Genomic DNA, 23,936 nt, shown 5'->3' with positions numbered 1-23,936 from the left:
CGGGTGCATGGTGGCTGGTCGCGCAGTTCCCCGCGCCCCTAAAGGAAGGCCTCCGGCCTCCTTTAGAGCGCGGTGCAGCACCGGACACAGACGGGCCCGGCACCCTCGCGGTGCCGGGCCCGTCCACGTAGGTGCGAGCTACTCAGTCGGCGCCCAGTAGTCGAGCAGCGTGCCCAGGCCCGGCTCCAGAGCCTTCCAGGAGCCGGAGAAGCTGAGCACCGCGAACGCTGCTGTGGGGAAATCGCGGCTGCTCATCCGCTCGCGGGCGTCGCCCTCGGAGTGGCCGGCCAGGATGTCGGCCAGGGCCTGTACTCCGGGGTTGTGGCCGATCAGGAGTACGTTCCGCATGTCGTCCGGGGTTTCGTTGAGCACGGCGATCAGCTCGCCTGGCGAGGCCTCGTACAGCCGCTCCTCGTAGACCGTTTTCGGCCGCTGGGGGAACTCCTGAACGGCGAGTTTCCAGGTCTCGCGGGTGCGGGTCGCGGTGGAGCAGAGGGCCAGATCGAAGGGGATGCCGGTGTCGGCCAGCTTGCGTCCGGCGACGGCGGCGTCCTTGCGGCCCCGCTCAGCGAGCGGCCGCTCATGGTCGGACACCTGTGGCCAGTCGGCTTTCGCATGCCGGAAGAGGACAATCTTGCGGGGTTCTGCGACGCTCATGGAACCCAGCTTCGCATGAAACACGCCATGGGGCGCAGGGAGTTGGCACGCTGCCCCGACATGGCGGATCCTCCAGCTCAGGAGCTCTGCTGCAGCACCGTCTGCTGGATGCGCTCGATGAGCTCGCCGACCGCGGGGTCGCCGCTCGCCGCGTGGGCGTCCGCGGGGTTGAGTATCAGCAACAGCAGCGCGACGAAGGCGAGCGTGGGCAGGGCGAGGGCCCACCAGGGCAGCCGAACCTCGACGCCGCCCCTGGTCGCCGAAGTGGACCGGGTGTCCGTACGGGCCGACATACCGCCTCCGTGGGTCTTCGACTGGTCCGTGGATCCGCGTCCTCGCGGCCACACTTCGAAGCTACGGAATGAAGAGCCCTCAACCCATCCGGTGATCCACCCACTTGACCCTGACACTCGCCCCCTAGGGGATGGTGGTGCTAGCCCCACCATCCGGCGGCAGATGCGCGCACCGGGGCACTCGCGCCCCCAGAGTCACCGATTCACGGCGAAGCGATCGACGCGATGACGCCGATGATCACGAAGATGGCGAAGAAGGCGCCGAAGACGAGCAGCATCTTCTTCTGGCCGTTCCTGGGGTTCGGGTCGAGCACGGGCATACGGCCAGTCTCGCACCCTTCGTCCACCCGCTCACCAGAGGGGTCGCTCGCCCCGAACCAGTGCAGTCGCTCGCCGGAGCGGACCGGTCACCGCCTGGCCCGGCGCGCGGTCTCCTCCTCGACGGTACGGTCGCGGCCGGCCAGGAAGCCCACCACGATCTGCGGGATCATCAGGGCCGTCATGAGCGCGAGCGGCAGCCCCCAGCCGCCGCTGTGCTGGTAGAGCACGCCCACCAGGAGCGGTCCCGGGATCGAGATCAGGTAACCGGTGCTCTGGGCGAAGGCCGAGAGCTTCGCGACCCCGGCGCTGGACCGGGTCCGCATGCCGATCAGTGTGAGGGCAAGCGGGAAGGCGCAGTTGGCGATGCCGAGCAGCAGCGCCCAGACCCAGGCGCCGCCTGCCGGGGCGAAGTAAAGGCCCGCGTATCCGGTGAGGCCGCACAGGCCGAGGGCGATCGCGATCGGCCCCTGGTGGGGCAGGCGCGTGGCCACCTTGGGGATGACGAACGACAATGGCACGCCCATCACCATCGTGACGGCGAGGAGCAGTCCGGCCGTGCCCGCCGGGACGCCCGCGTCACGGAAGATCTGCGGCATCCACCCCATCGTGATGTAGGCGGCGGTGGCCTGGAGTCCGAAGAAGACGGCGAGCGCCCAGGCGGTACGACTCCGGGTGATCCGCACGGCATCCGGCTCCCGGCGTGCCTCGGAAGCCGAAGCCGCACCAGAAGCCGAGGCCCTGCCAGGTGCCGAAGCCGCGCCGGAAGCCGAGGGCGCCCTCCTCGGTGCCGACGCCGCACCAGCTGCCGCAGCCGTGCCAGAAGCCGAGCCCGCACCGGACACCGGGGCCGCACCCCGGTCACGTACAAGAAGAACCCAAGGCACCACGGCCAGGGCCGCGACGCCCGCCCACACGGCGAGCCCCCACTGCCAACTGCCGCCCAGGGCCCCGGTCATAGGCACCGTCACGGCGGCCGGGGCGGCGGTGCCGAGGGCCATGGCCATGGAGTACAGGCCGGTCATGGAGCCGACGCGGTCCGGGAACCAGCGCTTGACGATCACCGGCATCAGGATGTTGCTGACCGCGATGCCCATGAGTGCGAGGGCGCTGGCCGCGAGGAAGCCCGCCGTGTTCCCGGTGAAGGGCCGGATCGCCAGGCCCGCGGCGATGGCCACCATGCCGGCGCACACCACGGTGCCGGGTCCGAAGCGGCGGGCGAGGCGCGGGGCCATGACGCCGAAGACGGCGAAGCAGAGCGTCGGTACGGACGTGAGCAGTCCGGCGACGCTGCCGCTCATACCGAGTCCGGTGCGCACCTCTTCGAGGAGGGCACCGAGGCTGGTGATCGCGGGCCGCAGGTTGAAGGCCGTAAGGACGAGGCCGACGATCACCAGACGCGTCCCCCACGCGCGCGGGGCGGGCTTCGGGGATCCGCCGGCGGTTCCGGAGGAACTGCGTAGAGCCATGGGCTGGGATGTGGACGTCGTCGTCCGGGTTTCCGTACGGGTTTCCTCGCCTGCCATGCGGCCCATCATAGAATCATGGGATGATTGGTTGTCCACCTGGAGTCAGCTGCGTTCTGCGCGAAGGAATGCCATGCCCCTGAGCCACCCCCGACGGTCGGCGTTGTCCGAGCAGGTCATCGCCGCGCTGCGCGGCCAGATCGCCTCGGGCGAATGGCCCGTGGGCTCCCGCATCCCCACCGAGCCGGAGCTGGTCGAGCAGCTGGGCGTGGCCCGCAACACGGTGCGCGAGGCCGTGCGCGCGCTCGCGCACAACGGCCTGCTCGACATCCGCCAGGGCTCGGGCACCTACGTCGTGGCGACCAGCGAGCTGGCGGGCGTGATGCACCGCCGCTTCGCGGACGCCGATCCCCGGCACATCGCCGAGCTGCGCTCCGCCCTTGAGTCGAGCGCCGCGAAGCTGGCCGCCGAGCGCCGTACCGAACGCGACCTGAAGCAGCTGCACGCGCTCCTGGTGCGAAGGGAGGAGGCGTGGGAGTCGGGCGACATAGAGGCCTTCGTCGTCGCCGACACGTCGTTCCACATGGCGGTGGTGGCCGCGTCCCACAACGACGTCATGACGGCGATGTACGCGGACCTCGGCGAGGTCGTACGCGACTGGCTGCGCGAGGACGTGGGCGAGGAGCTGACGCCCGAGACGTACATGGAACACACGCGCCTGCTGGACGCGATCCGCGCGGGCGACGCGCAAACCGCCTTCACGGAGGCCGCGAGTTATCCGTTCCTGTGCCGCCCGAGGGGCTCGGTCGCCTCCGGAGACTGACGCGTCACTTCAGGCGCCTCACCTGGCGCATCGCCTCTGGCGCCTCACTTCTGGTGCGTGACCCACGCCGAGCGGACCTCCTTCCAGCACCGGCCGGTCAGCCGCACGGTCTGCGTGGGCCCCACCGCGACCGGGGTCCCGTCACTGTCGATGTCCCACCAGCGGTCGCACTCGATGTGCAGGGCGAGCCGGTCGACCTCCGGGTACGGGTTATGGCAGTACGCGGTCACATACGAGCCCTCGACCCTGATGCGGCACTCGGCCCCGAAGGGCCTGTCGACGGGCACGCGCGCGTGGGGGGCCGTTTTCGGGAGGTGCGGGGTGTCGCCGTAGGCCGGAGTGAGCGGGAGGACGAGTGCGGCCAGCAGCAGAGCGAAGCGCGGGAAAAGGCGCACAAGGGAGACCTCCTCCGGGCCGGGGAGGGACGTACATGATGAACGCCTAGTCCAGAGTGCGCAGTTGCCGCCCTTGACCGCCCGGCCGGGTAGGCCGAACGAGTGATGGGTGAGGGCCCGCGCCCCGCCGGTTGTCCGGCAGTTCGCGGGCCCTCACCCATCACTCAAGCCACAGCGGGCAGCGTCACGCACCGATCGCGTGCAGACCGCCGTCCACGTGGATGATCTCGCCGGTGGTCTTCGGGAACCAGTCGCTCAGCAGGGCGACCACACCGCGGCCGGCCGGCTCGGGGTCCTTGACGTCCCACTCCAGGGGCGAACGGCTGTCCCACACAGAGGCCAGCTCGCTGAATCCCGGAATGGACTTGGCGGCCATGGAGCCGATGGGGCCCGCCGAGATGAGGTTGCAGCGGACGTTCTGCTTGCCGAGGTCGCGCGCCATGTAGCGGCTGGTGGCCTCCAGGGCGGCCTTTGCGGGGCCCATCCAGTCGTACTGCGGCCAGGCGTACTGGGCGTCGAAGGTGAGGCCGACGACCGAGCCGCCGTTCTGCATCAGCGGCAGGCAGGACATGGTCAGCGACTTCAGGGAGTACGCCGAGACGTGCATGGCGGTGGCGACGGACTCGAAGGGCGTGTTGAGGAAGTTGCCGCCGAGGGCGTCCTGCGGGGCGAAGCCGATGGAGTGCACGACCCCGTCGAGGCCGCCCAGTTCCTCGCCGACGATGTCGGCCAGGCGCCCCAGGTGCTCGTCATTGGTGACGTCGAGCTCGATGACCTTGGTGGGCTTGGGGAGCTTCTTGGCGATGCGCTCGGTCAGCGTGGGCCGCGGGAACGCGGTCAGGATGATCTCGGCGCCCTGCTCCTGGGCCAGCTTGGCGGTGTGGAAGGCGATGGAGGACTCCATCAGCACACCGGTGATCAGGACGCGCTTGCCCTCGAGGATTCCGCTCATGGTTCAGTGACCCATTCCCAGTCCGCCGTCTACGGGGATGACGGCTCCAGTGATGTACGAGGCGTCGTCCGAGGCGAGGAACCGCACCGCAGCGGCGACCTCCTCGGGCTGCGCGTACCGGCCGAGCGGCACCTGCTTCACGATGCCCTCGCGCTGCTCGTCGCTGAGCACCTTGGTCATGTCGGTGTCGACGAAGCCGGGCGCGACGACGTTGAAGGTGATGTTGCGCGAGCCCAGTTCGCGGGCGAGGGAGCGCGCGAATCCCACCAGGCCGGCCTTGGAGGCGGCGTAGTTGGCCTGGCCCGGGCCGCCGTACAGCCCGACGACCGACGAGATCAGTACGACGCGGCCCTTCCTGGCGCGCAGCATGCCGCGGTTGGCGCGCTTCACGACGCGGAAGGTGCCGGTGAGATTGGTGTCCAGGACGGACGTGAAGTCCTCCTCGGACATCCGCATCAGCAGCTGGTCCTTGGTGACGCCGGCGTTGGCGATCAGCACCTCGACCGGACCGTGCTCGGCCTCGATCTCCTTGTAGGCCTGCTCCACCTGCTCGGTGTCGGTGATGTCGCACTTGACGGCGAGGAACCCCTCCGGTGGCTCCCCCGAGCGGTACGTGATCGCGACCTTGTCGCCCGCGTCGGCGAAAGCGCGGGCGATGGCGAGGCCGATGCCCCGGTTTCCTCCGGTGACGAGAACCGAGCGGCTCAACGGATCACCCTTTCGATAGCCGGTCTGGTACCTCGAAAACCTATCGTTGCCGCTCCCTCTACGGAGAATCGAGCACCGACAGTGGCGTACGGGACTCACTGTCGGGTCCCTACAGAAACGTGTGGCCGCGGGACTCTCGGCGCGACATGATCGGAGCTGACAGGGCGACGACAGCAGGGAGACCCCCGTGCCTCATTCCATCGACGAAGCCTTTACGGCACTACCGCTCAGGTCCTTGGCCGACGCCGCGCTCGCCCGCGCCCGGGCGCTCGGCGCCGAGCATGCCGACTTCCGGTTCGAGCGGGTGCGCAGCGCGGCCTGGCGGCTCAGGGACGGCAAGCCGTCCGGGTCGTCGGACACGACGGATCTGGGGTTCGCGGTGCGGGTGGTGCACGGCGGGACCTGGGGGTTCGCTTCCGGTGTCGACATGACGATGGACGCCGCCGCGAAGGTCGCCTCGCAGGCCGTGGCGATGGCGAAGCTGTCAGCTCAGGTGATCAAGGCGGCGGGTTCCGACGAGCGTGTGGAGCTGGCCGATGAGCCCGTGCACGCCGAGAAGACCTGGGTCTCCTCGTACGAGATCGACCCCTTCTCCGTGCCGGACGACGAGAAGGTGGGGCTGCTCACGGACTGGAGTGCGCGGCTGCTCGGGGCCGCCGGGGTCAGTCATGTGGATGCCTCGCTGCTGACGGTGCACGAGAACAAGTTCTATGCCGATACGGCGGGGACCGTCACCACGCAGCAGCGCGTGCGGCTGCATCCGCAGCTCACCGCCGTCGCGGTCGACGAGTCGAGCGGTGAGTTCGACTCCATGCGGACGATCGCGCCGCCGGTGGGGCGCGGCTGGGAGTACCTGACGGGCACCGGCTGGGACTGGGACTCCGAGCTGGAGCGGATCCCGGAGCTGCTCGCCGAGAAGATGCGGGCGCCGACCGTCGAGGCGGGGGTGTACGACCTGGTCGTCGACCCGTCCAACCTGTGGCTGACGATCCACGAGTCCATCGGGCACGCCACCGAACTGGACCGCGCGCTCGGCTACGAGGCCGCGTACGCCGGGACGTCCTTCGCCACCTTCGACCAGCTGGGCAAGCTGCGGTACGGCTCCGAGCTGATGAACGTCACGGGCGACCGGACCGCCGAGCACGGGCTCGCGACGATCGGGTACGACGACGAGGGCGTCGCGGGGCAGTCCTGGGACCTGGTCAAGGACGGGACGCTGGTCGGCTATCAACTCGACCGCAGAATCGCGAAGTTGACCGGCTTTGAACGGTCCAACGGCTGCGCGTACGCCGACTCCCCCGGCCATGTGCCGGTGCAGCGCATGGCGAATGTGTCGCTCCAGCCGGATCCCGGCGGGCTCTCCACCGAGGACCTGATCAGCGGCGTCGACCGCGGGATCTATGTCGTCGGCGACCGCTCCTGGTCCATCGACATGCAGCGCTACAACTTCCAGTTCACGGGGCAGCGCTTCTTCAAGATCGAGAACGGGCGGCTCGCGGGCCAGCTGCGGGATGTCGCGTACCAGGCGACGACGACCGACTTCTGGGGCTCGATGGCCGCGGTCGGCGGCCCGCAGACGTACGTCCTGGGCGGCGCCTTCAACTGCGGCAAGGCCCAGCCAGGCCAGGTCGCCGCGGTCTCGCACGGCTGCCCGTCGGCCCTCTTCAAGGGCGTCAACATTCTGAACACCACCCAGGAGGCCGGTCGATGAGCGCGCGTACGAACAAGCCGCACGAGGTCGTCGAGCGCGCCCTCGAGCTGTCGCAGGCCGATGGCTGTGTCGTGATCGCCGATGAGTACTCGACGGCCAATCTGCGCTGGGCGGGCAACGCGCTGACCACGAACGGGGTCACGCGCGGGCGCACACTGACCGTCATCGCGACCGTCGACGGCAAGGAGGGCACCGCCTCCGGGGTCGTCTCACGCTCGGCCGTGACGGCGGACGAGCTGGAGCCGCTGGTACGGGCCGCCGAGGCGGCGGCGCGGGGCGCGGGTCCGGCCGAGGACGCTCAGCCGCTGGTGACGGGGGTCGCGGAGTCCCCCGAGTTCACGGAGGCGCCGGCCGAGACCTCGTCGGGCGTCTTCGCGGACTTCGCCCCGGCGCTCGGCGAATCGTTCGCCCGCGCGCGTGAGGGCGGACGCGAGCTGTACGGCTTCGCCAACCACGAGTTCGTCTCCAGCTACCTCGGTACGTCGACGGGGCTGCGTCTGCGGCACGACCAGCCCAACGGCACGCTGGAATTGAACGCCAAGTCGCCGGACCGTACGCGCTCCGCGTGGGCGGGCCGGTCGACGCGGGACTTCAAGGACGTGGACCCGGCGGCGCTCGACGCGGAGCTGGCCACGCGGCTGAAGTGGGCGGAGCGGCGCGTCGAGCTGCCGGCCGGGCGGTACGAGACGCTGCTGCCGCCGACCGCCGTCGCGGATCTGCTGATCTACCAGATGTGGTCGTCGTCGGCCCGGGACGCGGCCGAGGGCCGGACGGTGTTCAGCAAGCCCGGCGGCGGTACGCGTATCGGCGAGAAGCTCACCGAGCTGCCCCTGACGCTGCGCAGCGACCCGAACGAGCCGGGCCTGGAGTGCGCGCCCTTCGAGCTCGCGCACTCCTCCGGGGGCGACTCCTCGGTGTTCGACAACGGGCTGCCCCTCCAGGCCACCGAGTGGATCCGAGCGGGCGAGCTGGCGCATCTGATCAGCTCCCGGCACAGCGCGGGCCTGACCGGACTGCCGGTGGCACCCGGCATCGGCAACCTGATCCTCGACGGCGGTCAGGAGAAGTCCCTCGAGGAGATGGTGGCCGCGACGGAGCGGGGCCTGCTGCTGACCTGCCTCTGGTACATCCGCGAGGTCGACCCGGCCACCCTGCTGCTGACCGGGCTGACCCGGGACGGCGTCTACCTGGTCGAGAACGGCGAGGTCACGGGCGAGGTGAACAACTTCAGGTTCAACGAGTCGCCGGTGGATCTGCTGGGGCGGGCAGCCGAGGCGGGGCGTACGGAGAAGACGCTGCCGAGGGAGTGGAGCGACTGGTTCACCCGGGCCGCGATGCCGCCCCTGCGCATCCCGGACTTCAACATGAGCTCCGTCAGTCAGGGCGTATGACGGGGCCCATGGCTCAGGTGACAGGGCCCATGGCTCCGGGCGCATAACGGCGTGGGCTCTGTCAGTGCGGGCGTATAACCTCGTAGCTGGCTGTCATTCGACCGCCCGAAGATCATCCAAGGAGATACGAGAACCGTGACGGACATCGTCGACGAGCTGAAGTGGCGCGGGCTGATCGCCCTGTCCACTGACGAGGACGCTTTGCGCAAGGCGCTCGCGGACGGTCCCGTCACGTTCTATTGCGGCTTCGACCCGACGGCGGCCAGTCTGCACGTCGGCCACCTGGTGCAGGTCCTCACCATGCGCCGCCTCCAGCTGGCGGGCCTGCGCCCGCTGGCCCTGGTGGGCGGGGCGACCGGCCAGATCGGCGACCCGCGCCCGACGGCGGAGCGCACGCTGAACGATCCGGAGACGGTCGCGAACTGGGTCAACCGGCTGCGCGGGCAGATCGAGCCGTTCCTGTCCTTCGAGGGTGAGAACGCCGCGGTGATGGTGAACAACCTGGACTGGACGGCCGGGATGTCGGCCATCGAGTTCCTGCGGGACATCGGCAAGCACTTCCGCGTCAACAAGATGCTCACCAAGGACTCGGTCGCCCGGCGCCTGGAGTCCGAGGAGGGCATCAGCTACACGGAGTTCAGCTACCAGCTGCTCCAGGGCATGGACTTCCTGGAGCTCTACCGCAGGTACGGCTGCACGCTCCAGCAGGGCGGCAGCGACCAGTGGGGCAACCTCACGGCGGGCCTGGACCTGATCCACCGCCTGGAGCCGCATGCCGAGGTCCACGCGATCGCGACACCGCTGATGACCAAGGCGGACGGCACCAAGTTCGGCAAGACCGAGGGCGGTGCCATCTGGCTGGACCCCGAGATGACGACGCCGTACGCGTTCTACCAGTTCTGGCTGAACGCGGACGACCGGGACATCTCCGGGTACATGCGCATCCTGTCCTTCAAGTCCCGCGAGGAACTGGAGGAGCTGGAGAAGGTCACCGAGGAGCGTCCGCAGGCCCGTACCGCCCAGCGGGCGCTGGCCGAGGAGCTGACGACGCTGGTGCACGGCGCCGAGCAGACGGCCGCCGTGATCGCCGCGTCGCGCGCCCTCTTCGGTCAGGGTGAGCTGGGTGAGCTGGACGAGGCGACGCTGAGTGCGGCGCTCTCCGAGGTGCCGCACATCCAGGTCGCCGAGCTGGGCCCGGTGGTGGACCTCTTCGCCGAGGTCGGCCTGGTGGCCAGCAAGTCGGCCGCACGGCGGACCGTCAAGGAGGGCGGGGCGTACGTGAACAACGCCAAGGTCGCCGGCGAGGACGCCGTCCCCGCCAAGGAGGACCTGCTGCACGGGCGGTGGCTCGTGCTGCGGCGCGGCAAGAAGAACCTCGCGGCGGTGGAGGTCACGGGCGGCTGAGCAGCCCGGCTGAGCACGATGCATGGGTGAAGGGGGTGGCCACCGGCCGCCCCCTTCGTCGTACGGTCTTCGTCTTCGTCGTACGGTCCCGTCGTCCCGTCACGCTCGTTGCTTGCGCTCCTTGCCGCTCCGTACGGCCGTGTACAGCATGTCGCCGAACAGGACGATGACGACGGCGGCGGCGAGTTGGAGGCCGTGGCGGCCCCAGTCGATGCCGCGGGTCTCGTCGATGCCGATGCCGCGGGCGATCGAGTTGCCCACGATGGCGCCGATCATCCCGAAGATCGTGGTCAGCCAGAGCGGGCTGTGCTGCTTGCCCGGAATGACGGCCTTGGCCAGCAGACCCAGCACAAAGCCGACGATGATCGCCCACAACCAGCCCATGGCTGCCTCCTGTACGGCTCTACGCGAGCATTTCGCCCAGCTTCGGCCCGGCCCTCGTACGACGCATGCCGGGCGCCGCCATACGCGGTACGGCGCACCGGCTCCCGCCCGGACGGGACGGGGCCCGGTCTCGTACGCGGCGCATGCGCGGCGTAACGTGGAGGCCGTACGGGCCGGTGCGTGTCCGATACAGGCGGGTGGTGGAACGTGATGCGGAAGCACAGCGAAGCCGAGGTCTTCCGGATCACCGGGGCCAGGCAGGGGCTCGCCGACGACGTACGCGCCAGGCAGCGCCGCTACATCATCTCGATGTCCGTCCGGACGCTCGCCGTGATCCTCGCGGCCACCCTCTGGAACGTCGAACGGCACGTCGCCATCGTCGCGTTGGTGCTCGGCGCCGTCCTTCCGTACATCGCCGTGGTGGTCGCCAACGCGGGCCGTGAGAACGCGCCGTCGCTGCCGTCGACGTTCGTCACGATGCCCACCCGGCCGATGCTCACGGAGTCCCGCCCGGACGACGCCGCGGAATCCGCCCCGGAAGATGTCGCGGCCGACTCCCCGGCCGGCGCCCAGGGTGAGCCGCACGAGCGGACCTGACGACCGCCGATCGTGGCGGCCGTACGTCATCACCGCACCAAGCTCAAGAAAAGCTCAGATCAATCATGCTGTTCCGGTGCCGGGCGACGGGTTACCCGTGACATACTTCGTACGCGCTCCGCATCCCCCGTCGGAGCGACAGACCGACGCCGGGCAGCTCCCCCCGTGGCTGCTCGGCGTCGCCTTTTGTCCCGGGGTTTCTCCCGGCTCTGCTACTGGTTCTTCTCCATCGGCACCGCCGTCACGCTGTAGCCGCGCCGGTCGAGTACGCGGCCCACGTTCTTCTCCGTACGCAGCACCACGGCCCGGTCGTCGACCCGGAACCGTAGATGTGCCATCTCCTGCTCCAGGTGTGCTTCGAGACGGTGCACGTCGTGGACGCCGCGCAGCCATACGTCGAGGATCAGGTTGTGCGGGCCCGCCGTGATGGCGCAGAGTCGCAGCTCCGGCAGCGTACGCAGTGAGGTCGAGGCCGCTTCCAGGTGTTCGGCCGGTACGGACGCGAAGTAGACGGCGGATACGGGCCAGCCGGTCAGCGGGCGCGCGAGGTTGCAGCGCAGGACGAGCTGGCCGGAGGAGAGCAGCTGGTTCAGGCGCCGGCGTGCGGTGGCGACGCTCGTGCCGGTGCGCTCGGCGAGCTGCTTGAGGGGCATCCGGCCGTCCTCGCCGAGGGCCACGACGATGCGCCGGTCGAGAGGGCGCAACGGCTCGGTGGGGGACGGCTGTCGCTCGGGCGGGCGGAGCAGGGCGCGCTGGTCGGCGGAGAGGCTGCGCAGTCGCCAGCGGCTGCCCTCGAAGGGAGCGGCGGTGACGACGTGGGAGCGCGTCGAGCGGACGCCGGGGCAGAGTGCGATGCGCTCACCGATGTAGTCGACGAGGCCGTCGAGGTCGTATGCCCACACGATGGCGAGGATGTCGCGGGCCCCGGAGGTCTGTTTCACGCTCATCGCCTGGAGGTCGTACGCGAGGAGCTGGGCGACCCGGGAGGCCTGTGCCGCCTCGGTGACGATCTCGACCTGGGCCAGGACCCGGCCGTCGGCCGTCGGGACCAGATAGCCGTCCACCCAGGCGGCGCCGCTGTCCGTGAGCCGCTTCCAGCGGCGGGCGACGGTGACCGCGTCCACGCCGAGCGCCTCGCCGACCAGAGCCCAGGGCGCGCGGGGCTGGATCTGCAGAGCGTTGACGATGGCGACATCCAGCTCGCCCAATTCCTGCATCTCAGGTGCCTCACTGACTGAATCCTGCGAATTGACAGCGGAGTTGTGCGGTTGCCGGAGACTACCCGCTCCAAGAGCCGAGCATGAGGAGCAGTACTCGTGGCCTCCCCCTTGAAGATCGTCAACGCCCGCATCGTGGACGGGACCGGACGCGCGCCGGTGAGCGACGGAGTGGTCGTAGCGGACGAGCAGGGCGATCTCGTCTACGCGGGCCCCACACAGGGCGCTCCCGGTACCGACGAGGGCATCCGTGTCGTGGATGTGGCGGGCCGGACGGTGCTGCCCGGCTTTATCGACTGCCATGTGCACTTCGGCATGGAGAGTGGCCGGGAGCTGAGCACTCGGTTCGCCGCCGATCCGACCGTGGAGACCTTCCGTACCGCCGAGCGGCTGCGCCGGACGCTGCATGCCGGGGTGACCACCGCGCGCGACCTGGGTGGGCTGCCCGCCGGGTTCCGTACCTCGGTGGCAGAGGGCCTGATCGAGGGCCCCCGGCTGCACACCGCCGTCCGCATCATCGGGCACACCGGCGGGCACGCCGACTTCACCACTCCCTCGGGCATCGACGTGAGCGGTGGTGTGGGCGAGATCGCGGACACCGCTGACGAGGTGCGCAAGGCGGTACGGCGGCTGCTGCGGGACGGCGCCGATGTCATCAAGCTGTGCGCGACCGGCGGGATGGGCAGCCCGCACGACCAGCCGGAGGACGAGGGGCTGACCGAGGACGAGATCCGCACGGTCGTCGACGAGGTCCGCCGGCACGGCGGGCGCCCCGTGGCCGCGCACGCGCAGGGCACGGCCGGCATCCTCAACGCGATCCGCGGGGGCGTCACCAGCATCGAGCACGGGTACGGCCTCGACGCCGAAGCGCGTGAACTGGCCGGAGAACGGGACGTGTTCGTCGTACCGACGCTGTCGACGGTCTTCGACGGCATCGACAAGTCGACCATGGCGCCCTACCACTACGCGAAGAAGATGCGCTGGTCCGGGATCACCAAGGAGAACATCTCCGCCGCGATCGCGGACGGGCTGCGCATCGCGATGGGGACGGATGCCGCCATCTGTCCGCACGGCCAGAACCTCCGCGAGCTGACGCACCTCGTCTCGCTCGGGATGTCCCCGATGGACGCGATCAGGGCCGGTACCCGCGTGGCCGCCGAACTGCTCGGTCTGGACGAGCGGTTGGGGACGTTGGAGCCCGGCAAGGCCGCCGACATCGTCGTGTGCGACGGCGATCCGGTGGCCGACATCTCCCTGCTGGCCGAGCCGACGCACATTCGGTGCGTGATCCAGCAGGGCGTCGTACGCAAGAACACGCTCACCGACTGAACCCTCCGAAAGGCGACCGTCATGCAGGACACCCTCGATCCGCCGGCCCCGGCGCCCGGTAACAGCAGACTCGACCGGCTCATGGGCGGGTTGGAGCGCCTCGGCAACCGACTCCCGCATCCCTTCTACCTGTTCGCCGTCCTCTTCGTGGTCCTCGCGGTGACGTCCACCGTGCTGGCGTGGACGGACGCCGGGGTGACGGTCCCGGGCTCGGACGAACGCCTCGCGATCAACGGGCTGTTGACCGGGGAGGGCATCAGCTGGCTCCTGGAGAACGCGCTCACCAACTTCACGGGCTTTCCGCCGCTGGGCACGGTCCTGCTGATGATGATGGCCGTCGGTGTCGCCGAGCGGACGGGCCTGTTGGAGACGGCGGTCAAGGCGACCATCGCCCGGGCTCCGGCGCGGCTGCTGCCGTATGTGGTGGCGTTCGTGGCCTGCCAGGGCCATGTGATGAGCGATATCGCGATCCTAGTGATTCCGCCGCTGGCGGCGCTCGCGTTCAAGGCGGCCGGGCGCAACCCGGTGGCCGGGCTCATCGGGGCCTTCGCCTGTGTCTGCGCGGGCTATTCGGCGGGCTTCACGGTGGGTGCCCTGGACGCGCTGTACGCGGGCATCACCGAGAAGGTCGCCGCCGCGCTGCCGATGGGGCAGGAAGCGCCCACGCATCTGCTGGTCAACTACTTCTTCACCGCCTCGGCCAGTGTGGTGCTCGCGCTCATCGGCGGTTTCCTGACCGCGCGCGTGCTGGAGCCACGGCTGCCGGCGCCCACCGGGGACGGCTCCTCTGGCGATGGCTCCTCGGACGACGAAGAGGCTCTGACGACCGAGATCAGCAAGGAGCAGCGGCGCGGGCTGCTGCTGTCCGCCGCGGCGGTCGGTGTGTACGCGGCCGTGGTCCTCGTCGCCTGGCTGCTGCCGGGCAGCCCGCTGCGCGGCGAGGGCGGGGCGCTCATCCCGTCGCCGGTGCTCAGCGGCATCGTTCCGCTGTTGTTCGGCGCGTTCGTGATCGCGGGTGTGGTGTACGGCGTCGTGGCGCGCACGGTGACGCACAAGAACGACGTACCGAAGATGATGGGCGAGTCGATCACCTCGATGTCCGGCTACATCGTGCTGATCCTTGTCATCGCGCAGTTCATCGCGGTCTTCAACTGGTCGAACGTCGGCACCCTGCTGGCGGTGAAATGCGCGGCGCTGCTGGAGTCGGCGGGGCTCACCGGCTTCCTCGCACTGGTGCTGTTCGTGCTGGTGGTGACCTTGCTGAACATGCTGATCTCGTCCGGTTCCGCTCTGTGGTCGCTGATGGCGCCCGTCTTCGTGCCGACGTTCATGCTGATCGGCATGTCCCCGGCGCTGACCCTGGCGGCGTTCCGGATCGCCGACTCGGCGACGCAGATGATCACGCCGCTGAATCCCTATCTGTTCCTGTCCCTCGCGCTGATGCGGAGGTACGAGCCGGGGGCGCAGCTGGGCACGCTGATGTCGCGGCTCGCGATCTTTGTGGTGCCGTTCCTGGTGGCGTGGCTGGCCGTGCTCGGGATCTTCTACGCGTTCGATCTGCCGCTGGGACCGGGCGCGGGCATCGAGATGCCGTAGGGGATGGTGAGGCCGTCAAGGGTTAGGGTCGGGGGCGTGATCCTGAACGTTCCCGGCTCCGAACCGGCCTCGCCCATCTGCTCCGCCAAGGGTTGCCGGGCCGACGCGGTGTGGGTGCTCGCCTGGAACAACCCGAAGCTGCACACCCCGGACCGCCGCAAGACATGGCTGGCGTGCGAGGAGCACCGCGAGCACTTGTCCAAGTTCCTTGGCGTACGCGGCTTCTTGAAGGACGTCGTGCGCCTGGAGGACTGGGAGTCCCCGGAACCCCTGGAACGTCAGGAGCCACCGCAGTCCCCGGAGGCTTAGCCCCGGAGTCCCCGGAGGCCTAGCCCTGAAGTCCCCGGAGGCCGCGGAGGCTCAGAGGAAGTCCTAGCCGCCGATCGCCGACATCGGGCGCTGCGGCTGTACGAACGACGGGTCGTCCAGGCCGGCGCCCGCCTTCTTGCCCCACATCGCCAGCTTCCATATGCGGGCGATCTCCTCGTCCGGCGCGTCCGAGCGCAGGGCGGCCCGCAGGTCGGTCTCCTCCTGGGCGAAGAGGCAGGTGCGGACCTGGCCGTCCGCCGTGAGCCTCGTACGGTCGCAGGCCGAGCAGAACGGGCGGGTGACGGAGGCGATCACGCCGACGACATGCGGGCCACCGTCGACGAGCCAGCGTTCGGCCGGGGCCGAGCCCCGCTTCTGGGAGCCCTCCTCGGTGAGCTCGAAGCGGGTGCGCAGCGAGGTGAGGATGTCGCCCGCGGTGACCATGCCCTCGCGCTTCCAGCCGTGCTGGGCGTCCAGGGGCATCTGCTCGATGAAGCGCAGTTCGTAGTCGTGCTCCACGGCCCAGGCCAGCAGGTCCGGGGCCTCGTCGTCGTTCAGCCCCGGCATCAGGACGGTGTTGACCTTGACGGGGTTCAGGCCCGCCTCGCGGGCGGCTTCGAGGCCCTCGATGACGTCCTTGTGGCGGTCGCGGCGGGTGAGGGTCTTGAAGACGTCGGGGCGCAGCGTGTCCAGGGAGACGTTCACCCGGTCCAGGCCCGCCGCCTTCAGGGCAGGCGCGGTGCGCTTGAGGCCGATGCCGTTGGTGGTGAGGGACATCTGAGGGCGCGGCTCGAGGGCAGCGACGCGCTCCACGATGCCGACCAGGCCGGGGCGCAGCAGGGGCTCGCCGCCGGTGAAGCGGACCTCGGTGATGCCCAACTGCCGTACGGCTATGTCGATGAGGCGGACGATCTCGTCGTCCGTGAGCAGGTCGGGCTTGGCGAGCCACTGCAGGCCCTCTTCGGGCATGCAGTACGTGCACCGCAGATTGCAGCGGTCCGTCAGCGACACACGCAGATCAGTGGCCACACGGCCATAGGTGTCGATGAGCACGTGGGGCCCCCTCCACTCGTACGAACAAGCACTCAAAACCAGGACGCAGAACAAGCACTCATGTGAATCAGTTACCAGCGAGCCTACGTGACAGCACCGACAACGACGGCAAGGGATCGGCAAGCGGATCACACAAGGCGCGGATCACACAGGACACCGAGACATGGCGCGGCCGCGCCGTAGAACGTCCAGGGGACTACGGCGCGGCCGCGGATGGCAGGGAGCCTCAGTGGGCCCCGGTACCGGTGAGGGAGCGCACCTCCAGCTCGGCGTACTTGCCGGTGTCCGGCTCCTCCTTGGACAGGATGGTGCCGAGCCAGCCCATCAGGAAGCCGAACGGGATGGAGATGATGCCCGGGTTCTTCAGCGGGAACCAGGCGAAGTCGACGTCGGGGAACATCGCCGTGGGGTCGCCGGAGACGACGGGCGAGAACAGCACCAGGCCGACGGCCACGATCAGACCGCCGTAGATCGACCACAGGGCGCCCTGGGTGGTGAACCGCTTCCAGAACAGGCTGTAGAGGATCGTCGGCAGGTTGGCGGAGGCGGCGACCGCGAAGGCGAGGGCGACGAGGCCGGCGACGTTCAGGTCGCGGGCGAGGGAACCCAGGAGGATGGAGACGGCGCCGATGCCGATGGTCGCCAGACGGGCCGCCCTGACCTCCTCCTTCTCGGTGGCCTTGCCCTTCTTGATGACGTTCGCGTAGATGTCGTGGGCGAACGAGGAGGACGAGGCGAGCGTGAGGCCGGCGACCACGGCGAGGATCGTCGCGAAGGCCACCGCGGAGATCGTGGCGAGCAGGATCGCGCCCCAGGCCGAGTCGACGCCGCCCAGGTGCAGGGCGAGCAGGGGCGCCGCCGTGTTGCCGGACTTGTTGGACGCGATGATCTCTTCCTGCGAGATGAGCGCCGCAGCTCCGAAGCCGAGCGCGATGGTCATCAGGTAGAAGCCGCCGATGATGCCGATCGCCCAGTTCACGGACTTCCGGGCGGCCTTGGCGTTGGGCACCGTGTAGAAGCGGATCAGGATGTGCGGCAGGCCGGCGGTGCCGAGCACCAGGGCGATGCCGAGCGAGATGAAGTCCAGCTTGGTGGTGCCGGTCGCGCCGTACTGCAGGCCGGGCTCCAGGAACGCGGCACCCTTGCCGCTGTTCTCGGCGGCCGTGCCGAGCAGGTCGGAGATGTTGAAGTTGAACTTCAGCAGCACCAGGAAGGTGATCAGGATCGTGCCGCTGATGAGCAGCACGGCCTTGACCATCTGGACCCAGGTGGTGCCCTTCATCCCGCCGATGGAGACGTACACGATCATCAGGATGCCGACGAGGGCGACGATGAGGATCTTGCCGGCGTCGGAGGTGATGCCGAGCAGCAGCGAGACGAGGACGCCGGCGCCCGCCATCTGCGCCAGCAGGTAGAAGATCGACACGACGATCGTGGAGGTGCCTGCCGCGGTACGCACCGGGCGCTGGCGCATGCGGTACGCCAGCACGTCACCCATCGTGTAGCGGCCGGAGTTACGCAGCGGCTCGGCGACCAGGAGCAGGGCCACCAGCCAGGCGACCAGGAAGCCGATGGAGTACAGGAAGCCGTCGTATCCGAAGAGGGCGATCGCGCCGGCGATGCCCAGGAAGGACGCGGCGGACATGTAGTCGCCGGAGACGGCGAGTCCGTTCTGGAAGGCGCTGAACTGCCGTCCGCCCGCGTAGAAGTCGGCGGCGTCCTTGGTCTGCCGGCCCGCCCATACGGTGATGAAGAGGGTGGCGATGACGAAGGCGGCGAACAGGGAGATGATCAGCGGCCGGTGCTCGCTGGCCTCGTTCGCCGCGAGCTGCACTTCGCTCGCGGCGAAGTGGACCTGAGTGATCGCGGGGCTCATTCGCCGCCCTCCATCCGGGTCTTGATCGCGTGGGCCTTGGGGTCGAGCTTGGCGGAGGAGTGCCGCTCGTACCACCAGGCGATGAGGAACGTGGTGAGGAACTGGGCGAGACCGAAGACGAAGGCGACGTTGATGTTGCCGAAGAGCTTGGTGCCCATGAAGCCGCCGGCGTAGTTCGACAGCAGGACGTACAGCAGGTACCAGCTGATGAAGCCGATGGTCAGCGGGAAGGCGAAGGAGCGGTGGGAGCGGCGTAGTTCACCGAACTCAGCGCTCTCCTGCACCTCGACGAACTCCTCGGTGGTGGGGAGGTGAGGCTGGGATTTCGAGGGGGGCGGTGCGTCGGTAGCCACGGAGTCTCCTCGCGTTTGCGGTTGCGGCGTCCGAATCGGAAGCGGGCGGATGGGGATAATGGGTTGAACTGGCTCTGGACATGGCTGAGTTGTGACCTCACGGAACGTGTGGATCACGTGGGCCGAGTGGCGATGCTAGGGCCTCTCGGGCGTGATCCAACAGGGGCTCGCTGTTCCTCTGACCCCTGCACAAGGTCACGGAGCGACACGAAGGCCGGTTCAACACCCGGCCGTACTTTCGGAAGTCATTTCCTGTAAGTCGTTGCTGGCCAGGGATCACGGGAGATAGCTTCGCCCGTGCACCACTCAAGTCATGTACCTGCCCGGGCACCACCTGTGTTCGGGCCGGTTCCTTTTCCGGATGATGTGGAGACCCCATGGCTCATCTGCGCTCCAGACGCCGTCTTGCGCTAGCCGTGCCGCTCGTGCTGTCCCTCACCGCCTCGCTCGGCTTCCTGCCGGGTGTCGCCTCGGCCGCCCCGGCCGACGCCCCCGCCGCTGCCGCGGCGGAGGCCCCGAACCTCTCGTACGTGGTCAACACCAAGAAGACGGACCACGGCACGATCGAGTCGGTGAAGAAGGCGATAGCCAAGGCCGACGGCAAGGTTGTCGCGACGTACAAGAAGATCGGCGTCATCGTCGTCCACTCGGCGAACCCGGAGTTCGGCAAGCAGATTCGGGCCGTACGCGGGGTGCAGTCCGCGGGCGCTACGCGCACCTCGCCGCTGACGCCGGCGGGGACGACGGACGAGGGCGCGGCGCAGCTTCTGTCGGCTGCCGAGGCCGCCAAGGTCGAGGCCAGGGGCGCGGCCGCCGACGAGCCCCTCGAGGCGGACCAGTGGGATCTGCGCGCGATAGGCGCCGACAAGGCCGCGAAGATCAACCCGGGCAGCAAGAAGGTCACGGTCGCCGTGATCGACACGGGAGTTGACGACACCCACCCGGACCTCGCACCGAACTTCTCCGCCTCCCAGTCGGCCAACTGCGACGGCGGCGTGGCGGACACCAGCGAGGGCGCCTGGCGTCCGTACACCGCGGACGACTACCACGGCACGCATGTGGCCGGCGAGATCGCCGCGGCCCGCAACGACGTCGGCGTGGCCGGTGTCGCGCCCGGCGTGAAGGTCTCCAGCATCAACGTCACCGACCGGAAGAACGGCCTCTTCTACCCGGAGAGCGTCGTCTGCGCCTTCGTGTTCGCCGCCGACCACGGCGTGGAGATCACCAACAACAGCTACTACGTGGACCCGTGGCTCTACAACTGCATGGACGACCCGGACCAGCGGGCCATCGTCGACGCGGTGAACCGGGCGCAGCAGTACGCCACCAAGAAGGGCACCCTGCACCTCGCCTCCGCGGGCAACTCCAACCACGACCTCGACTCGGACGCGATCGTCGACGACTCCAGCCCCGACGACTCGACCCCGGTCACCCGCACCATCGACCCGCACGAGTGCTTCGACGTGCCGACCCAGCTGCCGGGCATCGTCACGGTCAGCGCGACCGGCGTCAAGAACACCAAGTCGTACTACTCCACGTACGGCAAGGGCGTCATCGACATCGCGGCGCCGGGCGGAGACCGCTTCCAGATCCCGGACACCCCGTCGAAGAACGGCCGGATCCTGTCCACGATGCCGAACAACGCGTACGGCTACCTGCAGGGCACGTCGATGGCGGCGCCGCACGCCTCCGGTGTCGCCGCGCTGCTCAAGTCCAAGTACCCGTGGGCGACTCCGGGCCAGCTCCAGGCGCTGATGAAGGCGCAGGCGGACAGCCAGGCCTGCCCGACGGACTACGACGGCAACGAGGACGGTGTCGTGGACGCCACCTGCGAGGGCGGCAAGCGCGTGAACGGCTTCTACGGCTGGGGCATCGTCAACGCGTTGCGGGCGGTCAAGTAACGCGGTAGGCAGGCCTACTTGTAGGCCTGCCTACACGTCACCGAACGAACTGGAGACTCCATGACAGCGCCTCATACGCGCTCTCGTCGCGTCATAGCGATCCCGCTCGGGATGGCCATGGCGACAGCTCTCGCCTTCCTGCCGAACGCCGGCGCCGCTGCGGCCCCGGCGGCTTCCGATGGCTCTGCGGCCGGGGCCGACGCGCCCCAGTCCCCGGCCCTCGCGGCGAAGGCGACCTCGCTCAGCTATGTCGTCAACGTCCGCCCCGGTCACGGCACTTCCTCCCACGTGAAGAAGGCCATCGCCAAGGCCGGCGGCACCGTCGTGACGTCGTACGACAAGATCGGCGTGATCGTCGCCCACTCGGCGAACGCCGACTTCGCGAAGACCATCCGCAAGGTGCGCGGTGTGGAGTCGGCGGGCTCGACGCGTACGGCGCCGCTGCCCGCGCAGTCCACGACCGATCTCGGCACCCCGAAGGTGCTCACCGCGGAGCAGGTCGCGGACGCCGAAGCGGCGCCCGGGCAGGACCCGTTGGAGCCGATGCAGTGGGACCTGCCCGCCATCAAGGCGGACAAGGCGCACGAGAAGTCGCTGGGCAGCCGGGACGTCACGGTCGCCGTGATCGACACCGGCGTGGACGACACGCACCCGGACATCGCGCCGAACTTCGACCGCAAGGCGTCGGTCAACTGTGTGTCGGGCAAGCCGGACACGGCCGACGGGGCGTGGCGGCCGAGCGCTTCCGAGAGCCCGCACGGCACGCATGTCGCGGGTGAGATCGCGGCCGCCAAGAACGGCGTCGGCGTCACGGGCGTCGCGCCGGGCGTGAAGGTCTCCGGCATCAAGGTGTCCAACCCGGACGGCTTCTTCTACACGGAGGCCGTCGTCTGCGGCTTCATGTGGGCGGCGGAGCACGGCGTCGAGGTGACCAACAACAGCTATTACACCGACCCGTGGTACTTCAACTGCAAGAACGACCCGGACCAGAAGGCCCTGGTGGAAGCCGTCTCCCGGGCCTCGCGGTACGCGGAGCGGAAGGGCGCGGTCAACCTCGCCGCGGCGGGCAACGAGAACTACGACCTCGCCGCCGACGAGATCACCGACCCGGTCTCGCCGAACGACTCCACCCCGTCGGACCGCGTGATCGACCCGTCCGAGTGCCTTGACATCCCGACCCAGTTGCCGGGCATCGTCACGGTCGCGTCGACGGGAGCGAAGGGCATCAAGTCGTCCTTCTCCAACCATGGCCTGGGAGTCATCGACATCGCGGCCCCCGGCGGCGACTCGACGGCCTACCAGACCCCGGCCCCGCCCGCCACCAGCGGCCTCATCCTGGGCCCGGTACCCGGCGGCAAGTGGGGCTACATGGCCGGTACATCGATGGCCTCCCCGCACGCCGCGGGCGTGGCCGCACTCATCAAGTCGACGCACCCGTACGCCCCGCCGGCCCTGGTGAAGGCCCTCCTGTACACGGAGGCCGACGCCGTACCGTGCACCGACCCGTACGACATCGACGGCGACGGCAAGATCGACGCGGTCTGCGAGGGCGGCAAGAACCGCAACGGCTTCTACGGCGCGGGGATGGTGGACGCGCTGGACGCGGTGACGAAGTAGCACGCTTGTAGGGGTGCGACGAAGTAGCACGCTTGTAGAGGTGCTCCGGGCCGGGCGGGCGATCCGTCCGGCCCGGCCGTCTTTGTACGGCAGGATCTCCTCATGACCGGTATCGAGTACCTCTGGTCCGCGCTGGGCGGCGATCCCGCCCTTCTCTCGCGGGTCTCCACCGTCGTACGGGACGGAGCGCTCGACGCGCGCTTGCCGGTACGGGAGTTGGCGCGAAGCTGTGTGGGTGCGTGTGCGCTCGCGGCCGCCGAGCTCGGCGCGCGCCGTACCGGGCGAGAAGTCCCCGCGGTGCGGGTCGATGACGGAGCCGTCGCCACCGCGTTCGTGAGTGAGCGGCATCTGCTCGTGAACGGGCGGGCGCCGGTCACCTTCGCGCCGTTGTCGCGGTTCTGGCGCACGGCGGATGGATGGGTGCGTGCGCACGCGAACTACCCGCATCATCGGGCGCGGTTGCTCGGGGCTCTGGGGCTGTCCGCGGACGCGTCCGTCGAGACCGTGAGCGCCTGCCTCGCGGAGCGGTCGGCCGCGGAGGTGGAGGGCACGGTGTACGCGGCCGGGGGGCTCGCCGTGGCGCTGCGTACGGCCCAGGAGTGGGCCGCGCACGAGCAGGGCGCGGCCGTGTCCGGGCGCGGACTGCTGGAGCGGGGCCGGACGGCTCCCTCGGGGGTACGCGTCCTCGCACCCCTCGACGGTGATCCGCTGTTGCCCGCGGCAGGGCTGCGCGTGCTCGACCTCACGCGCGTCATCGCCGGGCCCGTCGCCACCCGCACCCTCGCGCTCCTCGGCGCGGACGTCCTGCGGATCGACCCGCCGCGGCTGCCCGAACTCGCCGACCAGCACGCGGACACGGGCTTCGGCAAGCGGTCCGCCACGCTCGATCTCACGGCCGGGCGGCGCGACTTCGAGGAACTGCTCGCCTCGGCGGACGTCGTCGTCACCGGCTACCGTCCCGGAGCCCTGGACCGCTTCGGGCTCACGCCGGAGGCGCTGGCCGAGCGCAGGCCCGGGATCGTGGTGGCGCAACTGTCCGCGTGGGGCGCGTACGGGCCGTGGGGCGGGCGGCGCGGCTTCGACAGCCTGGTGCAGGTGGCGACGGGCATCGCGGCGCTGGAGGGTTCCGAGGAGAAGCCCGGCGCCCTGCCCGCCCAGGCCCTCGACCACGGCACCGGGTATCTGCTGGCCGCCGCGGTACTGCGCGCGGTCACGGACCAGTCGGACGAGGGCGGCACGCGGTTCGTGCGGCTGGCGCTGGCGCAGACGGCGTCGTGGCTGGTGAACGGGATCGTACGAGGCGAGAGGCCGGCGGACGCTTCGTACGAAAGCCCGGCGCCCTGGCTCAGCGAGACGGACAGCGGGCTTGGCCGACTGCGGTACGCCCTGTCGCCGGTGTCCTTCGACGGTGGGCCCGGGGACTGGTCGCGGCCGCCGGGGCCGTGGGGCACGGATGCCGCGCGGTGGACGTGAGCGGCGCGGTTCCGCGGGCCCGGGCTGAGTCGCGCGGGCGGTCGGCGGCGTATCCAGAGGCGGAAAGTTGTTCCGTCAGTTGTTCTCCAGGGCTTGCCCGGATCTGAACGACT

The 23,936-nt window shown here is 69.6% G+C and carries 23 protein-coding genes; 11 read left to right on the top strand and 12 right to left on the bottom strand.

Features of this window, described 5'->3' with window-relative positions:
• Positions 1-138: 138 nt before the first annotated feature.
• The 4 genes from ACQEVY_RS37000 to ACQEVY_RS36985 all read right to left on the bottom strand — a co-directional run bounded on the left by ACQEVY_RS37000 (position 139) and on the right by ACQEVY_RS36985 (position 2,794).
• Positions 139-657, bottom strand: coding sequence for a SixA phosphatase family protein (locus tag ACQEVY_RS37000; RefSeq protein WP_432953936.1), 519 nt, complete (start codon positions 655-657; stop codon positions 139-141).
• 77 nt (positions 658-734) lie between these two features.
• Positions 735-950, bottom strand: a complete 216-nt coding sequence (locus ACQEVY_RS36995; RefSeq protein WP_432953935.1) for a hypothetical protein — start codon at positions 948-950, stop codon at positions 735-737.
• Between the two features lie 203 nt (positions 951-1,153).
• A complete protein-coding gene (locus ACQEVY_RS36990) occupies positions 1,154-1,270 on the bottom strand; it encodes an SGM_5486 family transporter-associated protein (RefSeq protein ID WP_328772606.1) in 117 nt (38 codons plus the stop codon).
• A gap of 87 nt (positions 1,271-1,357) precedes the next feature.
• Entirely contained in the window at positions 1,358-2,794 is a 1,437-nt protein-coding gene (locus ACQEVY_RS36985; protein WP_432953933.1) for a CynX/NimT family MFS transporter, read from the bottom strand.
• A gap of 73 nt (positions 2,795-2,867) precedes the next feature.
• Between ACQEVY_RS36985 and ACQEVY_RS36980 the strand changes: the two genes are divergently transcribed.
• The gene (locus ACQEVY_RS36980; RefSeq protein WP_432953931.1) at positions 2,868-3,557 is read left to right on the top strand and encodes a FadR/GntR family transcriptional regulator; all 690 of its coding nucleotides are present in this window, start codon (positions 2,868-2,870) and stop codon (positions 3,555-3,557) included.
• Between the two features lie 44 nt (positions 3,558-3,601).
• Here the strand turns inward: ACQEVY_RS36980 and ACQEVY_RS36975 are convergent, their stop codons facing one another.
• The 3 genes from ACQEVY_RS36975 to fabG form a co-directional block, all read right to left on the bottom strand.
• Complete coding sequence (locus tag ACQEVY_RS36975; RefSeq protein WP_432953930.1) at positions 3,602-3,952, bottom strand: hypothetical protein; 351 nt, start codon at positions 3,950-3,952, stop codon at positions 3,602-3,604.
• 184 nt (positions 3,953-4,136) lie between these two features.
• Positions 4,137-4,904, bottom strand: a complete 768-nt coding sequence (gene fabI, locus ACQEVY_RS36970) for an enoyl-ACP reductase FabI (RefSeq protein ID WP_328772602.1) — start codon at positions 4,902-4,904, stop codon at positions 4,137-4,139.
• A gap of 3 nt (positions 4,905-4,907) precedes the next feature.
• Positions 4,908-5,612 carry a 3-oxoacyl-[acyl-carrier-protein] reductase gene (gene fabG, locus ACQEVY_RS36965; protein WP_328772601.1) on the bottom strand — a complete coding sequence of 235 codons (705 nt, stop codon included), beginning with the start codon at positions 5,610-5,612 and terminating at the stop codon, positions 4,908-4,910.
• A 187-nt stretch (positions 5,613-5,799) separates the two neighbouring features.
• Here fabG and ACQEVY_RS36960 point away from each other — a divergent pair, with 187 nt between their 5' ends.
• The 3 genes from ACQEVY_RS36960 (at position 5,800) to tyrS (ending at position 10,118) form a co-directional block, all read left to right on the top strand.
• Positions 5,800-7,323 carry a TldD/PmbA family protein gene (locus ACQEVY_RS36960; RefSeq protein ID WP_432953927.1) on the top strand — a complete coding sequence of 508 codons (1,524 nt, stop codon included), beginning with the start codon at positions 5,800-5,802 and terminating at the stop codon, positions 7,321-7,323.
• Complete coding sequence (locus ACQEVY_RS36955; RefSeq protein WP_432953926.1) at positions 7,320-8,714, top strand: metallopeptidase TldD-related protein; 1,395 nt, start codon at positions 7,320-7,322, stop codon at positions 8,712-8,714. The genes ACQEVY_RS36960 and ACQEVY_RS36955 overlap by 4 nt, the downstream gene beginning before the upstream one ends.
• A 135-nt stretch (positions 8,715-8,849) precedes the next feature.
• On the top strand, positions 8,850-10,118 hold the full coding sequence (tyrS, locus tag ACQEVY_RS36950; RefSeq protein WP_432953924.1) for a tyrosine--tRNA ligase: 1,269 nt from the start codon (positions 8,850-8,852) through the stop codon (positions 10,116-10,118).
• 99 nt (positions 10,119-10,217) lie between these two features.
• Here tyrS and ACQEVY_RS36945 read toward each other — a convergent pair whose 3' ends face one another.
• A complete protein-coding gene (locus ACQEVY_RS36945; protein ID WP_432953923.1) occupies positions 10,218-10,502 on the bottom strand; it encodes a GlsB/YeaQ/YmgE family stress response membrane protein in 285 nt (94 codons plus the stop codon).
• A gap of 210 nt (positions 10,503-10,712) precedes the next feature.
• On the opposite strand from ACQEVY_RS36945, the gene ACQEVY_RS36940 reads away from it, so the two are divergent.
• Positions 10,713-11,099 carry a DUF3099 domain-containing protein gene (locus ACQEVY_RS36940; RefSeq protein WP_432953921.1) on the top strand — a complete coding sequence of 129 codons (387 nt, stop codon included), beginning with the start codon at positions 10,713-10,715 and terminating at the stop codon, positions 11,097-11,099.
• Between the two features lie 212 nt (positions 11,100-11,311).
• On the opposite strand, the gene ACQEVY_RS36935 is transcribed toward ACQEVY_RS36940, so the two are convergent.
• Complete coding sequence (locus tag ACQEVY_RS36935; protein ID WP_432953920.1) at positions 11,312-12,316, bottom strand: Lrp/AsnC family transcriptional regulator; 1,005 nt, start codon at positions 12,314-12,316, stop codon at positions 11,312-11,314.
• A 99-nt stretch (positions 12,317-12,415) separates the two neighbouring features.
• Between ACQEVY_RS36935 and ACQEVY_RS36930 the strand changes: the two genes are divergently transcribed.
• Genes ACQEVY_RS36930 through ACQEVY_RS36920 form a run of 3 tightly spaced genes read left to right on the top strand, consistent with a single transcriptional unit; the run spans position 12,416 to position 15,550 of the window.
• Positions 12,416-13,645 (top strand): amidohydrolase family protein, encoded by a 1,230-nt coding sequence (locus tag ACQEVY_RS36930; protein ID WP_432953918.1) that lies wholly within the window; start codon positions 12,416-12,418, stop codon positions 13,643-13,645.
• Between the two features lie 21 nt (positions 13,646-13,666).
• Positions 13,667-15,241: an AbgT family transporter gene (locus ACQEVY_RS36925; RefSeq protein WP_432953916.1), complete on the top strand. Its 1,575-nt coding sequence runs from the start codon at positions 13,667-13,669 to the stop codon at positions 15,239-15,241.
• 3 nt (positions 15,242-15,244) lie between these two features.
• Positions 15,245-15,550, top strand: a complete 306-nt coding sequence (locus ACQEVY_RS36920) for a hypothetical protein (protein ID WP_432953914.1) — start codon at positions 15,245-15,247, stop codon at positions 15,548-15,550.
• A gap of 63 nt (positions 15,551-15,613) precedes the next feature.
• Here ACQEVY_RS36920 and moaA read toward each other — a convergent pair whose 3' ends face one another.
• The 3 genes from moaA to ACQEVY_RS36905 all read right to left on the bottom strand — a co-directional run bounded on the left by moaA (position 15,614) and on the right by ACQEVY_RS36905 (position 18,832).
• The gene (gene moaA, locus ACQEVY_RS36915; RefSeq protein ID WP_432953912.1) at positions 15,614-16,603 is read right to left on the bottom strand and encodes a GTP 3',8-cyclase MoaA; all 990 of its coding nucleotides are present in this window, start codon (positions 16,601-16,603) and stop codon (positions 15,614-15,616) included.
• Between the two features lie 226 nt (positions 16,604-16,829).
• On the bottom strand, positions 16,830-18,479 hold the full coding sequence (locus ACQEVY_RS36910) for a solute symporter family protein (RefSeq protein ID WP_432953911.1): 1,650 nt from the start codon (positions 18,477-18,479) through the stop codon (positions 16,830-16,832).
• Positions 18,476-18,832: a DUF485 domain-containing protein gene (locus tag ACQEVY_RS36905; protein WP_432953909.1), complete on the bottom strand. Its 357-nt coding sequence runs from the start codon at positions 18,830-18,832 to the stop codon at positions 18,476-18,478. The genes ACQEVY_RS36910 and ACQEVY_RS36905 overlap by 4 nt, the downstream gene beginning before the upstream one ends.
• 377 nt (positions 18,833-19,209) lie before the next feature.
• Between ACQEVY_RS36905 and ACQEVY_RS36900 the strand changes: the two genes are divergently transcribed.
• The 3 genes from ACQEVY_RS36900 (at position 19,210) to ACQEVY_RS36890 (ending at position 23,823) form a co-directional block, all read left to right on the top strand.
• Positions 19,210-20,733 carry a S8 family peptidase gene (locus ACQEVY_RS36900; RefSeq protein WP_432953908.1) on the top strand — a complete coding sequence of 508 codons (1,524 nt, stop codon included), beginning with the start codon at positions 19,210-19,212 and terminating at the stop codon, positions 20,731-20,733.
• 60 nt (positions 20,734-20,793) lie between these two features.
• On the top strand, positions 20,794-22,350 hold the full coding sequence (locus ACQEVY_RS36895; RefSeq protein WP_432953906.1) for a S8 family peptidase: 1,557 nt from the start codon (positions 20,794-20,796) through the stop codon (positions 22,348-22,350).
• Between the two features lie 102 nt (positions 22,351-22,452).
• On the top strand, positions 22,453-23,823 hold the full coding sequence (locus ACQEVY_RS36890) for a CoA transferase (protein WP_432953904.1): 1,371 nt from the start codon (positions 22,453-22,455) through the stop codon (positions 23,821-23,823).
• Positions 23,824-23,936 lie beyond the last annotated feature (113 nt).

The sequence above is a fragment of the Streptomyces sp. CA-288835 genome (genome assembly GCF_050936385.1).
Classification (GTDB): domain Bacteria; phylum Actinomycetota; class Actinomycetes; order Streptomycetales; family Streptomycetaceae; genus Streptomyces.
This window is presented reverse-complemented; position numbering and strand designations above follow the sequence as displayed.